This window comes from Desulfosarcina variabilis str. Montpellier (assembly GCF_048565275.1).
Classification (GTDB): Bacteria; Desulfobacterota; Desulfobacteria; order Desulfobacterales; family Desulfosarcinaceae; genus Desulfosarcina; species Desulfosarcina variabilis.
Genome location: NZ_CP159846.1, coordinates 6769520 through 6784465, shown reverse-complemented (window position 1 = coordinate 6784465; position 14946 = coordinate 6769520). Strand labels below are relative to the sequence as shown.

Annotated in this window: 14 protein-coding genes; 11 read left to right on the top strand and 3 right to left on the bottom strand. The window is 45.9% G+C overall.

What is annotated here, in order from left to right; translation table 11 throughout:
* The first annotated feature begins 6 nt into the window (after positions 1 to 6).
* The 11 genes from Dvar_RS30695 to Dvar_RS30645 all read left to right on the top strand — a co-directional run bounded on the left by Dvar_RS30695 (position 7) and on the right by Dvar_RS30645 (position 12503).
* Positions 7 to 1242 (top strand): chemotaxis protein CheB, encoded by a 1236-nt coding sequence (locus Dvar_RS30695; protein ID WP_419656938.1) that lies wholly within the window; start codon positions 7 to 9, stop codon positions 1240 to 1242.
* Positions 1243 to 1257: 15 nt separating this feature from the next.
* Positions 1258 to 1785, top strand: coding sequence for a chemotaxis protein CheW (locus tag Dvar_RS30690; protein ID WP_419656937.1), 528 nt, complete (start codon positions 1258 to 1260; stop codon positions 1783 to 1785).
* Between the two features lie 56 nt (positions 1786 to 1841).
* The gene (locus Dvar_RS30685; protein WP_419656936.1) at positions 1842 to 2195 is read left to right on the top strand and encodes a response regulator; all 354 of its coding nucleotides are present in this window, start codon (positions 1842 to 1844) and stop codon (positions 2193 to 2195) included.
* Between the two features lie 66 nt (positions 2196 to 2261).
* Positions 2262 to 5849, top strand: a complete 3588-nt coding sequence (locus Dvar_RS30680) for an Hpt domain-containing protein (RefSeq protein WP_419656935.1) — start codon at positions 2262 to 2264, stop codon at positions 5847 to 5849.
* Positions 5850 to 5877: 28 nt separating this feature from the next.
* A complete protein-coding gene (locus Dvar_RS30675) occupies positions 5878 to 7425 on the top strand; it encodes a response regulator (RefSeq protein ID WP_419656934.1) in 1548 nt (515 codons plus the stop codon).
* A 72-nt stretch (positions 7426 to 7497) separates the two neighbouring features.
* Complete coding sequence (locus tag Dvar_RS30670) at positions 7498 to 8451, top strand: AAA family ATPase (RefSeq protein WP_419656933.1); 954 nt, start codon at positions 7498 to 7500, stop codon at positions 8449 to 8451.
* A 32-nt stretch (positions 8452 to 8483) separates the two neighbouring features.
* Positions 8484 to 9077, top strand: coding sequence for a HAMP domain-containing protein (locus Dvar_RS30665; protein ID WP_419656932.1), 594 nt, complete (start codon positions 8484 to 8486; stop codon positions 9075 to 9077).
* Positions 9074 to 9835 carry a sulfite exporter TauE/SafE family protein gene (locus Dvar_RS30660; protein WP_419656931.1) on the top strand — a complete coding sequence of 254 codons (762 nt, stop codon included), beginning with the start codon at positions 9074 to 9076 and terminating at the stop codon, positions 9833 to 9835. Before Dvar_RS30665 ends, Dvar_RS30660 begins: the two co-directional genes overlap by 4 nt.
* A gap of 26 nt (positions 9836 to 9861) precedes the next feature.
* Positions 9862 to 10653 (top strand): ABC transporter permease, encoded by a 792-nt coding sequence (locus Dvar_RS30655; protein ID WP_419656930.1) that lies wholly within the window; start codon positions 9862 to 9864, stop codon positions 10651 to 10653.
* Positions 10654 to 10663: 10 nt separating this feature from the next.
* Positions 10664 to 11461 (top strand): ABC transporter ATP-binding protein, encoded by a 798-nt coding sequence (locus Dvar_RS30650; RefSeq protein WP_419656929.1) that lies wholly within the window; start codon positions 10664 to 10666, stop codon positions 11459 to 11461.
* On the top strand, positions 11451 to 12503 hold the full coding sequence (locus tag Dvar_RS30645) for an ABC transporter substrate-binding protein (RefSeq protein WP_419656928.1): 1053 nt from the start codon (positions 11451 to 11453) through the stop codon (positions 12501 to 12503). The genes Dvar_RS30650 and Dvar_RS30645 overlap by 11 nt, the downstream gene beginning before the upstream one ends.
* 80 nt (positions 12504 to 12583) lie before the next feature.
* On the opposite strand, the gene Dvar_RS30640 is transcribed toward Dvar_RS30645, so the two are convergent.
* From Dvar_RS30640 to Dvar_RS30630, 3 genes are all read right to left on the bottom strand, one after another.
* Positions 12584 to 13189, bottom strand: coding sequence for a hypothetical protein (locus tag Dvar_RS30640; RefSeq protein WP_419656927.1), 606 nt, complete (start codon positions 13187 to 13189; stop codon positions 12584 to 12586).
* A gap of 12 nt (positions 13190 to 13201) precedes the next feature.
* Positions 13202 to 13807, bottom strand: coding sequence for a GTP-binding protein (locus Dvar_RS30635; RefSeq protein WP_419656926.1), 606 nt, complete (start codon positions 13805 to 13807; stop codon positions 13202 to 13204).
* Positions 13808 to 13869: 62 nt separating this feature from the next.
* Positions 13870 to 14280, bottom strand: a complete 411-nt coding sequence (locus Dvar_RS30630; RefSeq protein WP_419656925.1) for a roadblock/LC7 domain-containing protein — start codon at positions 14278 to 14280, stop codon at positions 13870 to 13872.
* Positions 14281 to 14946 lie beyond the last annotated feature (666 nt).

Sequence of the window (14946 nt, the reverse complement as noted above, 5' to 3'; positions counted from 1 at the left end):
ATAAAAATGATCATTTTCTGTGAAGAGTGTGGTGCCAGAAACGATCTGAATTCGGACAAGCTAAGCGAAAATCTGCACGCTTTTAATTGTTGCCAGTGCGGTGAATCGCTTGTGATATCCAAGCCGTTAATGGATAGTGGGGAACTCAGTGTCTTTGCCGAGACAACCCCCCAACGTTCGGAGAATCAATCCCAGGCCCCCATTACCGTATTGATTGTCGATGATTCCACCGTATTGCGAAAGATTATCAAAGAAATGTTTTCAGCGGATGCGCGACTGAAAGTTGTCGGTGAGGCGGAACACGGATTGAAAGCATTGGAACTTATTTCGGAATTGAAACCGGATGTTGTCACACTGGATGTAAATATGCCGGTCATGGATGGATTGACCACCATCAAGCATATCATGATCAAATGCCCCACGCCGGTGGTCATGTTCAGTACATTGACGGGTCAGGGATCAAAAGAAACGTTTGAAGCCCTTCGATATGGCGCCATCGATTTTCTTCAAAAACCTTCTAGTCTGCTTAAGGAGGACCTGAAGAGTCAACATGAATTGATTATCAGTCGGGTAAAAAATGCCGCTCGGGCTGGGATTGATGCGGTACGCTACCTTCGGCCAGCGCAAACAGCGTCCCAAAACAAATCCACACCCAATACGCAATGCCAATGGGTGTTTGCTATTGGTAGTTCCTATGGTTGGTATGGATCCTTGTTAGGCTTGATTCCCGAACTTAAACCCGATTTGCCGGCGGCATTTATTTCCGCCTTATATTCTACACCTTCGCATGTGGACGCATTTACCCGCTATTTAGACGACCATAGCCCTATTGTGGTGAGCCGTGCCATTGACGGGCAGGTCATTCAACCCGGTACATGTTATCTTGCATCCGTTTTTGAAGCGGTTTCGGTAGTCAATACCGATGATGGATTGGTGCTTCGAGTTCAATCTGAACCCTCGAAACCACCGGCGCGTATTACCGATGAACTGATGACATCACTCTCAACGGCCATGAAAGAACGAGCGTCGGGAATCCTGCTTTCTGGAATTGGCGAAGATGGGATAAAGGGGCTTGGACGGATTATCAACGGTGGCGGGAATGCCATTGTTCAGGACCCGAAGACTTGTTTATGCAGTGACACGACCGCGCTTGCCGCAGAAAAATATGGTTTGTCACCGGTACTTCCTGGACCAAGGATGGCCGAAACTATCTATGCCCACTGTCAGGAAGCCATCCAATAAAAGGAGAAATCGCTGATGAAAGAACGCTTTGAGCAGACTGAAAAAGAAGCGGTTGAAGTAACTACGAACCAACAATTGATTGGGTTTGTTATTGGTGATGAGTTGTTTGGGGTGGACATTTTGACTGTTCAAGAAATTATTCGCGATACAACCATTACCGCTATTCCAGATGCACCCGACTTTCTGGAGGGCGTTATCAACCTTAGGGGAAGAATTGTTCCTGTCATCGATTTGCGCAAGCGATTGAAACTTATCGAATCGGATCAGATCAATACTGAGCCCTGGATTATTATTCTTACCGTTGAAGGACGTACCACTGGTTTTATGGTGGATCGCGTCACCAAGGTCTTGAACGTCCCTAAAGAGAGCATTAAACCCGCACCCGACATCGTCGTGGCGGGCTTAAAAAGCCAATATATACAAGGTGTCTGCAAGATGGATCAACACCTTTTGATCCTTTTGAATTTCAGCCGCATCCTTTTGGTTGAAGAGATTAAAAAACTGAAATCCATGAAGCGGTCGAAAATGAAAATGAATGGTTAACACGATCCATGGCATCGGTTTGTATAATTTCCTGATGAAAAAAGGGACGCTGGAGGATGGAAAAGACGATTTTGGTGGTGGACGATTCATCCATCATGCGAAAAATGATCAAAAAGACCTTGGTTGGAGCAGGGCATACTGTCGTTGGCGAAGCCAAAAGCGGTGATGAGGCCATTTCCTTGTACCAACAGTTAACGCCGCAAGTGGTAACGATGGATATTACCATGCGCGGCATGGACGGAATCGCGGCAGCCAAGGCAATTATGCAAATGGATGCGAATGCCCGCATTATCATGTTATCCAATTTGGATGAAGATAGGTTTAGTGACGAAGCGGTTCAGATCGGTGCAAAAGGGTATATCAATAAGCATAAAACCGCTGAAATTCTAGATTTGATTGATCGGCTATGAATTGAATGATGGTTTGATAGACAATCGAAAAACCAAAAATTCATTGACCGAAACAAGGAGCTCTCAATGACCGACAATTCCCTGCTTGAAGATTTTGCTGACGAGACCCGCGAGCATTTGGAAGAGTTAGAGGGGTGTTTACTGCGATTGGAGACCGACCCGACGAATAGCGAGTTGCTCAACACGATATTCCGATCCATGCACACGATCAAGGGTGCCTCGGAGTATTTAGGATTTGAGCGGATTGCACGGTTGTCACACCGTCTTGAAAATCTTTTGGACTCGTTTCGTGAAGGTGTCCTGTTGGCGGACAAGGTGGCGGTGGACGTTTTAATTGATGCGCGGGATCGGATCAGCGAGTTGGTTTCCCAGGTTGAGGCGTCCGGTCAGGAGAATCTGGAAATTGATGACCTTTTGGACCGGGTGGAGGCCATTACCTCAGGGGAATCGGCGCCAGTGCAGGAAGCGACAACGGTGTACAGTGGTGAGGCGGACACAGAGCTTTTTGAGATTTTTATGGAGCAGTTGACATCCGGACTTGAACAACTTCTGGAAATTGCTGGCCGGATCGCCCGCAAAGAGAGCGTGGCTGAAGCTGTCCAAGAGATGGGCGAACAGGTGGACCGATTAGCATCAACTGCCAATTATATGGGCTATGATGCTCTGTCGGCCCATTATGATGTCCTGCATTCAGGCGTAAGCGCATTTTCTTCCCAAGCCGCGTCAGCAGGTGACGCGGACATTCATACGTTTTTACAGACCACGGTTAAAGCTGCGATCGATAAGATCCAGCAACTTTTCCCGGACGCCTCGCTTGAAACGATCGATCAGCAATTTAAACAGCTTCTGTCTGGCGATTGGGCTTTCTCCGCCAAGTCACAGAAGGTGGTGGCTGATAACCAGGAGCCTGAAGCTGGAACAGATGATTTGGATGAAGAGCCAATTCTTTGTTTTGATCTTGAAGATGAGCTTGTATTGGAGCAGGAAGATGAAGATCCGCTGCCAGCAACGGATTCTTCCGGGGATTTTGACAATTCCCTGCTTGAAGATTTTGCTGACGAGACCCGCGAGCATTTGGAAGAACTAGAAGGGTGTTTACTGCAATTGGAGGCCGACCCGACGAATAGCGAGTTGCTCAACACGATATTCCGATCCATGCACACGATCAAGGGTGCCTCGGAGTATTTAGGGTTTGAGCGGATTGCACGGTTGTCACACCGTCTTGAAAATCTTTTAGACTCATTTCGTGAAGGTGTCCTGTTGGCCGACAAAGTGGCGGTGGATGTTCTGATTGATGCGCGGGATCGGATCAGCGAGTTGGTTTCCCAGGTCGAGTCGTCCGGTCAGGAGAATCTGGAAATTGATGACCTTTTGGACCGGGTGGAGGCCATTACCTCAGGGGAATCGACGCCAGTGCAGGAAGCGACGACGGTGTATAGTGGTGAGGCGGACACAGAGTTGTTTGAGATTTTCATGGAGCAGTTGACATCGGGACTTGAACAACTTCTGGAAACTGCCGGCCGGATCACGCGCAAAGAGAATGTGGCGGAAGCGATCCAAGAGATGAGCGATCAAGTGGATCGTTTAGCATCCACTGCCAATTATATGGGCTATGATGCACTGTCGACTCATTATGAGGCCCTGCATTCAGGGATAAGTGCGTTTTCTTCTCAAGTCCCATCGGCAAATAATGCGGACATTCAAGCGTTTTTGCAGACCACGGTTAAAGCTGCGATCGATAAGATCCAGCAACTCTTTCCAGATGCGAAATCCCTTGCCGCCATTGATACGACGATGCTGAACCCCGTGGTGACCGAGGAAGAAGAATCAAATCCACCCATTGAAACGGATTTACAAGCATCATCAGAATTTGACCAGCTTCTCGAGGGGCTGCCATCCATTGATGATCATGAACGTGATATTTTGCTTTCAAAATCTTTGGATGAAACTTTTTCTTCCATGAAAAACGGTGACCTTGCGACCGGTACTGTGGAGGATAAGGATGCTGATCAGGATCCGATGGCGATTCAGCTTTCAGCCGGGATGGAGGATATCGCTACTGATTCGGCGCCATTGGAAACAGCTGCTACTGATAACCAAACAGCATCTTTATTTGACGATTTCGTAGAAGATGCGATAGACGATAGATCGGCGTTGTCTTCACAAAAATTCGCTGAAGCAGATAAAACCATGGCTTTGAGCGGAGATGATGATGGTGTTGACCTGTGGCCTGAGGCCGAACGTTTCCCTGAAACGGTTCCTGAGATCGAGGTACAAGAATCCGAAATTACGACACCGGTCATCGATTTCTCCACACCACCGGCATCCGATCAAAAACAGGCGGAAACTGACACCCAAGAGAGCTTTACCGCCCGAAGCACGGTCAGGAAGAGCATCCGTGTTGATGCCGATAAAGTAGATTATCTAATGAATCAAGTGGGGGAACTGGTTGTCAACCGTTCATCATTCTCTCAGCTGTTCAGCGAAATGCGCGAGTTGGCCAATTATCTCTATCAACGGTTCTCTATGGATAAGTCAGACCAACGTCTTATCAACGATCTGACCAATAGGCTTAACGATGCCACGACAACATTAGGCAGGGTAACCAGTGATCTTCAAGAGCAGGTCATGAAAGTTCGCATGTTACCCATATCAAGGCTTTTTAATCGTTATCCACGACTGGTTCATGATTTGCTTAGGGAAGGGGATAAGAAGGTTCAATTGCAATTCCGTGGTGAGGAAACCGAATTGGACCGAATGGTCATCGAGCAACTCGCTGATCCTATGATTCATATTATCCGCAACGCTGTCGATCATGGAATTGAAAGTATAGAGCAACGCAGGCGCAAAGGAAAACAAGATAGTGGAATATTGCTTCTTGAGGCTTATCACGAAGGTGGCAACGTTGTCATCGAGGTGACGGATGACGGTAAGGGCATTGATCTTTCCCGCATTCGTCAGAAAGCCGTGGAAAAGAATTTAGCTGATCGCAAGACCTTGGACGAGATGGACCAGCAGGCATTGATTGATTTGATCATGCTACCTGGTTTTTCAACCACCGAGCAAATCACCCACACATCAGGGCGTGGTGTGGGGATGGATGTGGTGAAACAAAGTATTGAAAAAATCAATGGCTCACTGAAAATTGAAACGCGGCAGGACGTCGGTACGCGGTTTAGAATTAAAATCCCATTGACGTTGGCCATTATCCCCGCGATGATGATTAGGTGTGCCGACAGACACTTTACCGTGCCCATGAGCGCTGTGGAGGAGACGCTGCGCATCCATCCTGGTGAGATTTTTACAGTGGATGGAAGCGAAATTATGCATCTGCGTGAAGAGCCTCTTCCATTGGTTAAGCTGGCTGACCTGCTCAATATCAAAACCATGAAGAGAAAAGAGATCGACGATCGGTTTTTTGTCGTGGTTCTAAAAGGGGCGGCCGGTCGCACTGGGTTTATTGTCGATACGCTATTGGGACGGCAGGAAGTGGTAATCAAACCGATGGAAGATTACCTGCAGGAAAACAGCGGTTTTTCCGGAGCGACAATCCTTGGTGATGGCGGTATTTCACTGGTTTTGAATGTTGATGAATTGGTGATCATGGCCAAGGAGCGAGAAGCCGAAAGGAAATTGGCAGCAGCAGTACTTTAGAAAGTTTACGATAAATGCGCGTCAAAGATTGCCGCCAATCGGCAATCCAAAATGGACCATACCCCTTGACAAGCATTTAGCACTGCTGACCGCATCTGGAATCAGAAATGGACTGAAACACGGAAAAATGGATAGCAAAGACCTTTCTTCATCCAACCACGCACAGGATACAGATAGTGGATTTGCCGGTACGCTGAAGAACATTCAGCTTAACGATTTAATCCAGATGTGCTGCCTGTCCGCTTCAAGTCTTTGCATGCGAGTCAGCAAAGGTCAGCGGCAAGGGACCATATTTATTGTCGATGGTGAGATTGTTCATGCGGCCTGCGAGGATATGGCCGGTGAAGAGGCGTTCTACCAAATCCTGGGTTGGCAAACAGGAAGCTTCGAATCCATTGAGGTCTCCACGACTCCCCAGCGAACAATTGATAAAAGTTATCACTTTTTGGTTATGGAGGCGGCAAGACGCGTTGATGAGCAAAACCTGAAGATGGCCCAACCCTCTTCTACTACATCCCATACTTCAACTGATGTGTCTGATGAGCGTCTCAGGGTTCTTATTGTTGATGATTCACCGATGATGCGTAAAATTCTTGCCAGTATTTTGACTACCGGCGACATGATTAACGTTGTGGGAATGGCGGGAAATGGCAAAGAGGCCATTTCAATGATCGATCAATTGTCTCCTGATTTGGTGATGTTGGATGTAAATATGCCGGTAATGGATGGCACCAGCACCATCAAACATATTATGATTGAAAAACCTTGTCCGGTGGTTATCATGTCAAATCCCGGCGATGCGTTGTCAAAAAAGATTTTCAACTTTTTAGAGCTAGGTGCCGTCGATTTTATCGGTAAGCCCAAAAAAAGCCAGGATATTCTTCTTCAACAAAAGAAAATTATTGAGCGGATCAAGCTGGCTGCCACTGCGAGCGTGAACAATTTCAGTATTGTGCGGATTCCCAAGGCCAAGGCTTTCACACCATCTGAAGCGGCATGCCGCCGTTTGGTGATCGTTCTGTCTGGACCCGGTGGTCATCCGGAGTTGTTGAATCTTTTATGTGGCTTGGTTCCTTCGATGGCCGAATTGGATGGTGCCGTTGTTGCACTACAAGGTTTACCCCCATCTTTTCAGAAGCCACTCGCTCAATATATGAATGAACGTTGCGGATATCCAGCGTTACCCATCGACCATGAAACAATATTGCGTGCAGGCCAATGTTATGTTGGGATGCATGGTGGACCGTTAACGGTGAAAATGAATGGGCACAACCCGATTATAGGTACCCAGGGGCCAAAAGATGAAAGGGAATCCATTGACTGCTTTTTGGAGTCGGCGGCGTTGACTTTTAAGAAAAATTTGGTCGTTGTTTTGTTGTCCGGAGCGAATTCAGGTGAACAATCGGGGCTGCGTGCAGTGAAAGATCAGGAGGGGCGGGTGATTCTTCGTAAGCGATCGTCTAGCATGGTATCTAGTCCCCTTGATCCTGTTGCCGAAAGTGGATTGGTCAATGCGGAAGTCAATCCAAGCGATTTGATAAAAACTATAGTCGCGGGATTCAAACCGAACGCATGATTTGTTGGGAAGCTCGGAATCCAATAATGCCTGATCAATTTTTCCCAACTTCGGGCTTTAAGGAAATAAACGATGATCATTGTATGCCAAAAATGCAACACTCGGTTTCATCTTGATGATGAGGTAACGGATAAATCATCTTTTGTCGCACGTTGTACGGTCTGCGGTCATCTATTTTCCGCATACAAGCCCAAGCGCGTCCAAGAAATTACGCTCCTCGATCTTGAGCGAACCATTCAAGATCATGCCAACAATCACGTGATCACTATCAGTAATCGCAAAGGGGGGGTGGCAAAAACCACGACATGCTTGAATCTCGGTCTGTCCTTATCCCTGCACAATAAAAAAGTACTGCTCGTGGATTTCGATGCACAGGCCAACTTGACCCTGTCCATGGGCCACAAAGAGACATCCACGTTTTATGATGCGCAGAAAGCAATCGATAAACCGCTTTCTGATTTTCTCGTGGAATCCAAATACCCAAATCTTTGGTTATTACCATCAGGGCGAAACATGGTTTTGCTCAATAAAATGTATTTTGGTGCTCAGAATTTCGAATACATGCTCAAAGACCGGCTTTATTCGGTAAAGGATCAATTTGATTTCATTTTGATCGATACCCCACCATCCATTGAATTTTATACCCTAAATGCACTAACCGCGTCCAATCGGGTGATAATTCCTTGTCAATGCGATTATCTATCCACCCACGGGGTAGACCAAGTGTTACGATTAATCGCGGTCATCCAAAAAAGAGCAAATCCACATATTCAGTCCCGTATCCTGTTTACCATGCTGGATCGAACCAGCAATTCATCTCAGCTCATTTTCTCCAAAATAAGCGATCTCTACCAGAGCCAGACCTATCGTACGGTCATCGAGATGGATGGGGTGCTGAAGGAAGCTCAGATTTTAAGTATGCCTGCTATCCACTACAGCCGAAACAGTGTTGCCGGTAAACAATACCTTGAGCTGGCCAAGGAGATTATCGATAGCATTGATAAAGCGCAATCGTCTGCACAATGACAACAAGTGGTAGTTATTCACTACAGCGTACCATGATCATCTATATTTTGCTGATCGGATGTGCTGCTTTGTTGGTCGCTGCCGAGTTTGTTTGGGATACCCATTCCATCACCTCGAAACGGGATCTGAACCAAAATCTTCAACCTTACACGCATGGCGATGGTGAAAGGGATGAGGACCAAGTCTATCTTCCTCTGGTTAAGATTCGAAACAAGGCCATGATGATGGTCGGGGTGATATTGGCGGTGGTGGTTATTGTGCTGACCATGTTCATCAAAAATATAACCGAACCCTTGCAACATATGATAGAGGTGTCCAAAGCCATTTCTGCCGGAGATTTACGCCAGACCACAGGGATAAAAACGCGCAATGAGCTAAGTCAGCTATCGGCTGCCATTGATGATATGTCCACAAATCTTCAGGAGATTATCATGCTCTCACGATTGGTTTGTGATTCAGCGAACCGGGTAGTGGGCAATACCATGCAATTGATGAAAAAAGAGGCCATCTCTACGCCATCCTCAAAGGAGATAATCCGGCAGCTCGATTGTCTTGAATCCGAATTGGCCATGCTAGGCCAGGTCATCGATTTTTTCAAGCTCTACTCGGTTGATGATCACCCATGATTAGTGTGGCGATGCTTGCATTTCCGGCAGGAATAATCATCGCTTCTGTTGTTTCGGCTGTGGGAATTGGTGGTGGTATCTTATGGATGCCTTTTTTTATTCTCTTTCTGAAACTCACACCGGAAACCGCCGTGGTGACCTCTTTGCTGGTGCAAACGGCGGGTATGGGGTCTGGTAGCTTGGCGTTTATTCGAAAAGGGACTGCAGATCTTCCCCTGGCTGGATTTTTCCTGGGCTTAACAATTCCGGGATTGGCATTGGGGGCCCTGTTCACGCGTCTTTTATCGTCAGCCAATTTAGAACTCGCGCTGGGGATATTGACAATAACCACTGCTTTTCTTTTTGTTTCGGTCAATCATAAATATGCCGATACAGGTATGGATCGGGTCCCTGTAAAGCGGGCATTTCGCTACAGTGGAATCATTGCGGGTTTGGCTGTGGCTAGTGGCATGCTCAGCGTCAGCATCGGCGAATGGCTGGTCCCGTTGATGCGCAGCCAGCTGAAGCTTCGGATGCGTACGGCGGTGGCGACGAGCATTGTCACGATTTTTGGTACGTGTGTTGCTGGTGCTGTTTTTCATTTAATGTTTGGTGCGGTTGCCAATGCATCCGTTTTTATCTGGGCCGTACCGGGTGTAATTATCGGCGGGCAGATCGGCCCTCGGTTAACAGAAAAAATAAATGAGAGAATGTTAAAGGATGTATTTGTTTTTCTACTTACGCTAATCGGGATACACCTGATCTACAACAGCTATTGATATCTTTTTAGGGAAAGAGAGTCCGTTTGGGTCCTTTGTTTTGGGAAAAAAAGGAGAAGCGTCCATATGCTCGCCTGATTCCCTTTATCGGATTTTTTGCGCTATTAGGGATATGGGACTGCCTGGCTCGTTTCAGTGGCTGGAGCCGACAGGTATTTCCAGGACCTTTGGAAGTGCTGATGAGTATGGGAGAACTGGTGGCTAACGGCATGTTGGTCAAACACACGGTGGCTAGCCTGTTCAGGGTCACAGTCGGGTTCTACTTGGCCGCTGTTTTGGGAATCCCCTTGGGAATTATTTTGGGAATGTCAAAAAACACGCGCTTACTGATCAATCCATTGATTCAATTTTTACGGCCAATTTCACCTTTGGCCTGGATTCCATTGGCCATGCTCTGGTTTGGCATTGGTGACCCGCCGGCCATTTTTTTGATTTTTCTGTCTAGCTTTTTCCCTTTGGCAGTATCTACAACCATCGCCGTGGAAGGCATTAATCCGACCTATTTTTATGTAGCGGCCAACTTCAATTTTTCTCGGTCAGAAGTTATAACGAAGCTGATCATTCCTGCGATTATACCGGAAGTGGTGACCGCCCTCCGGATGACGGTCACCATTTCCTGGCTGGTGGTAGTGGCTGCGGAAATGATCGCCGTTCAATCCGGACTTGGGTTTTTAATCCTGGATTCGAGAAATGCGCTGCGTATGGATTATGTTATGGATGGGATGATCGTTATCGGCGTGGTTGGGCTTACTCTGGATCACCTGATGCGTCAGCTGGGTTCCATCGATGCGGCCAGTTGGCGTCAGATAAGTCATTAAGGAGCTGATAGTGGGCCGGATTGCAATCGATCAACTAAAAAAAACGTATTTGAACCGTCGTAAGGTGCCTCGCGGTGATGATGATCAAGAGCTGCATAAAGGGGATGAGGTTACCGTTTTCGAAAATATTAATTTAAACATCCTAGATGGAGAAATGGTATGTTTTTTGGGGCCTTCAGGCTGCGGTAAATCGACATTATTGAGAATAATCGCTGGATTCGAGGCCCCTTCCGACGGTTGTTTGCAAGTTAACGGCAAACCGGTCAAGGGACCGTCGGCTGACCATATTTTTGTTTTTCAGCATAGTGGACTGTTCCCCTGGATGACGGTAGCGGAGAATGTGGGCTTGGGCCTTCGCCATCTTAAAGATCTTGATCAACGGAACCGACAAATTCTTGAATTTGTGGAAATGGTCGAACTGGAAGGATTTGAGCAGCATTATCCCCGACAGCTTTCCGGCGGGATGCAGCGTCGTGCCGAACTTGCCCGTGCCCTGGCGGTCAATCCGGATATCATGATTATGGATGAACCTTTCAGCGGATTGGATTTTCTTACGCATATGAAAATGCGTGAAGAAGTGGTCAACATGCACGCGTTCATTCAAAAGACAATCTTGCTGGTCACGCATAATATTGATGATGCGCTGATTATGGGCGATCGGGTCGTGATTTTGGGCGGTAGCCCAACCGGTGTGGTGATGAATCAATCCTTGGATTTCCCCCGTCCGCGCAATTTCGAGAAATCACCTGAGTTAAGTCAGTTAAGAAGTGAACTGTTTCTTATGATGGGAGTCAATTATGCCGTATAGACGCATCCCAAAGAACAGTTCACGTCTGTGGACATTGCCCATTAAACTAACGGCGCTGTTTTTTAGCTGGCTGGTAGTCATTTCTTTGCTTCATTATCAACTGAACAACAGACGGCCTGAAAAGAAGCAAATTGTGCGTATGGGGTATATGCCAGTGGTAACAAACCTGGCCGCTCCTTTGTTGGATCACGTTTCTCAAAATGATTCTCATGTGCATTTTGAAGCTTTAAAATTTTCTTCATTTGCAGAGATGGCTGAAGCCTTAAGAAATGGTAATATTCAAGCTGCTTTTATCATCGCCCCGCTGGCGATCGTTTTACGTCAGCAAGGTGTTGACGTGAAAGCCATAATGATCGGCAATCGGCATGAAAGCACGCTTGTTGCCAAAAAATCACTGCATGCCAAAAGCTTGGAAGATCTTTCCGGTAGTACGGTCGCCATCCCCATGCGATATTCCGGCCACAATCTTTGCCTTTTAGAGAAGATAGAGGAGAAGGGGCTTCAAGGAAAAATACGGGTGGTGGAAATGAATCCGCCGGATATGGCGTCGGCACTGACATCCGGCGCGTTGGATGCCTATTTTGTTGGTGAACCCTTTGCTGTTCAGACGGTGCTCAGCGGCGATGCGGATGTCGTTGCTTATGTTGAGTCCATGTGGCCAAACTTTATCTGTAACCTCATTTTGGTGAAAAACAAATGGCTCACTGCTAATCCTTCTTTGGCAGAAAAATTGGTTGAAACAGCGGCCCGTTCAGGTTTGTGGGCCAGTCAGCATCCTGACCAAGCTGCTAAAATCGTTTCACGCTATTGGAATCAGCCCATTGAATTAGTACGTCATGCGCTCACCGAGCCTTTGGGGCGCATTCGATATGATCAATTTATTCCCAGGGTTGATGAGCTTCAAGTGATGGCTGATCTCATGGTGCGTTTCGATCTGATTGATCACGCTGATATTCAAGGATTGGTGGAGGATCGTTTCGCCGTTGCCGCCAATACCGACGGTATCGATGAGGAAAATAGCATTTTATTGCCCAAAAAATAAAAAACCCCGCTTGATAATGAATTGCGGGGCTTGATATTATTTTTACGCTAATTGTTGGACTCGCTTGTCGCTGGCGTAGACTATTTTTCTATTCGTTTCAGCTCTTTATGAATCACGTCAAGTTCGGTTTTAATCATCGATTTTAATTCATCAATGGCCTTGATCACTGTATCAATCGTGTGTCTTTCCTTTGGTTGATGGGATGATTTAGAAGGGGCGGCAGTTTTGACAATTTTGGATTTGAGTAGCTGAAACTGCTTTATTTCCTCCCTCAGCATCTTCTCTTTTTCGCTCTGGCTCAGCTCATCGTTGGTTACGGATTCTTCCAATGTTGAGTATACCGCCATGATACGTTTAATGGTATCCGGATGGGCTTTGGATTTGTGCGTTCGTAAATATTTTCCTAAAGAATACAAAATCTTAAGTAGCTTTTGTTTCGCTTTATCGTTGGCAAAATATTCAATCAACCCATTGACTTGTTTGATAAAAGAATCGAGCCCATCGTTGGTGATTTCCCAGTCTATTGCCAGGATCGTCGATTTTAACTCCTTCAACGGCTGATCAGCTTTAGACGTCTCAGATTCTTCAACCGAGGCATCATTTTGGGCTTGTAATGAGTCACTGAAAAAGTCATCGAGACGATTTTCCAAATCGAAGGCGAACGTATCATTCGCTTTGTTCTCCACTGTGGGTTCCTCCTATAGAAGCTTTTCCCGAATGCCGACGATCGTTGTCGAAATCGCTTTTTTTACAGTGGGAATTACATTATCCCCCTTTAGCGCACTGGCCGTGAAACTAGGGGCCTTAATCTCAGCGTTGAGGTCCTTTTCCATGGTTTCGACGTCCAGGATAGCAACACCCTGAGATTCCATGTCACGTTTGTTGTATTGCAATACAATGGGCATTTTGGTGATATCAATATCGTAAAATTGAAGATTTTCTCTTAGATTTTCTAACGATTTGATATTGTTCTCACGCCGATCGACAATGGAATCAGCAACAAAAACAATTCCATCAACACCTTTGAGCACTAGCTTGCGGGTGGCGTTGTATTTAACCTGGCCAGGGACGGTATATAGCTGTGTCTTTACGTTATATCCCTTGATTGAACCCAGTTCGAACGGCAGAAAATCAAAAAACAAGGTTCGATCACCCTGGGTTTTGATGCTGACCATGTCGGATCCAATACGATGTCTTATCCGGCTAAAAATATATTCCAGGTTGGTGGTTTTCCCCCCCCTTCCCGGGCCGACATAAACGATCTTAACCTGAACTTCTTTCGTTTTGGTGTTGATAAACGCCATATTCCCGTCTTGCCTGTTGATGGATTCAAGTGTTACAGGCCAACAAAACGTCGACTATCAAATTAAGAAGATCGGGACTGATCAATCAAAACTTTAATTTTCTTTATGACTTCGTCAATTTTTAGCCTGAGATAACCCAGGGATACATCATTCCCAAAAATGGATACCAAGAGAAAATCATCAAGAATTTTTGTGAAATTGATATTTTCGCTTTTGCCTTTATGAAACAGGAGTGAAAATTCCTCTTCACCAATGATGGACGCCATTGCACTCACTGCACCAAAGTTACCCGCAGCCAATGCAGCTAATGAGTAGACATCATGACGTACCTTCCCGTCATCAAGGTTGACGATGACATTGCCAGCCATATCAATCAAAATTACAGATTGAATGCCCAGTGTCATCAAATCGGTGGTTAACGCTTCTTCCAAACCATCTAGTTGTTCTTGGTCCAGGATATAAGACAATGTCATTACCTCCTTACTGAATCAAGTCTCCCCCACATTGCCAGCCAGAATGCCAACCGTCACAGGTACCCGGTATGGCTCCAATATTTTAGTGTTTTGTTTACTTATACAGTGGTTGATTGCGATTTCACAATAATCCGGCTTTATTTGTAATATGCCTAATGATCAATTATTTGATAAAATTAAAAACCGATTTCATCTACTACCAGCTTAATATTATCATTTCTAGATACACTTGTTTGCTTTCGCTTTTCAAGTTTTTTCTATATTTTAAGTACCTTTTTTTTCATTGGGACGGCGTACTGCTGAAAAATGCGATTAACGTTCACGATTAATGGATATGGTGTTTTGGGACGCCGGCCAATCATTTGTTGGCGGGTCATTCCTTAAGCCTCAAAATTCGATGTAAATAATTGTTATCTGTAATTTTCTGACCCAATATGGACTTGCATTTTTGTGGCAAGGCAAGATAAAATACCAATTATAATTTTAGTTACATACAATATGTCGGGGTGTTTGGCGGATGTTAACCCGTGGTGATGTCGATCGGGAGATACGTTTTATGACTGAGTCCAATTGGCAAACGGAAAAAAAAAAGATTTTAGCCCGTCTCTCCATTGCCATCTACAAAATGACGGATGAGCAACTGATATCTTTGCTGCATTTTTTCAA

Coding starts and splice junctions, on each gene's coding strand:
- Dvar_RS30695 (WP_419656938.1), top strand. CDS start 7: ATGATCATTTTCTGTGAAGAGTGTGGTGCCAGAAACGATCTGAATTCG.
- Dvar_RS30690 (WP_419656937.1), top strand. CDS start 1,258: ATGAAAGAACGCTTTGAGCAGACTGAAAAAGAAGCGGTTGAAGTAACT.
- Dvar_RS30685 (WP_419656936.1), top strand. CDS start 1,842: ATGGAAAAGACGATTTTGGTGGTGGACGATTCATCCATCATGCGAAAA.
- Dvar_RS30680 (WP_419656935.1), top strand. CDS start 2,262: ATGACCGACAATTCCCTGCTTGAAGATTTTGCTGACGAGACCCGCGAG.
- Dvar_RS30670 (WP_419656933.1), top strand. CDS start 7,498: ATGATCATTGTATGCCAAAAATGCAACACTCGGTTTCATCTTGATGAT.
- Dvar_RS30665 (WP_419656932.1), top strand. CDS start 8,484: ATGATCATCTATATTTTGCTGATCGGATGTGCTGCTTTGTTGGTCGCT.
- Dvar_RS30660 (WP_419656931.1), top strand. CDS start 9,074: ATGATTAGTGTGGCGATGCTTGCATTTCCGGCAGGAATAATCATCGCT.
- Dvar_RS30645 (WP_419656928.1), top strand. CDS start 11,451: ATGCCGTATAGACGCATCCCAAAGAACAGTTCACGTCTGTGGACATTG.
- Dvar_RS30635 (WP_419656926.1), bottom strand. CDS start 13,807: ATGGCGTTTATCAACACCAAAACGAAAGAAGTTCAGGTTAAGATCGTT.
- Dvar_RS30630 (WP_419656925.1), bottom strand. CDS start 14,280: ATGACATTGTCTTATATCCTGGACCAAGAACAACTAGATGGTTTGGAA.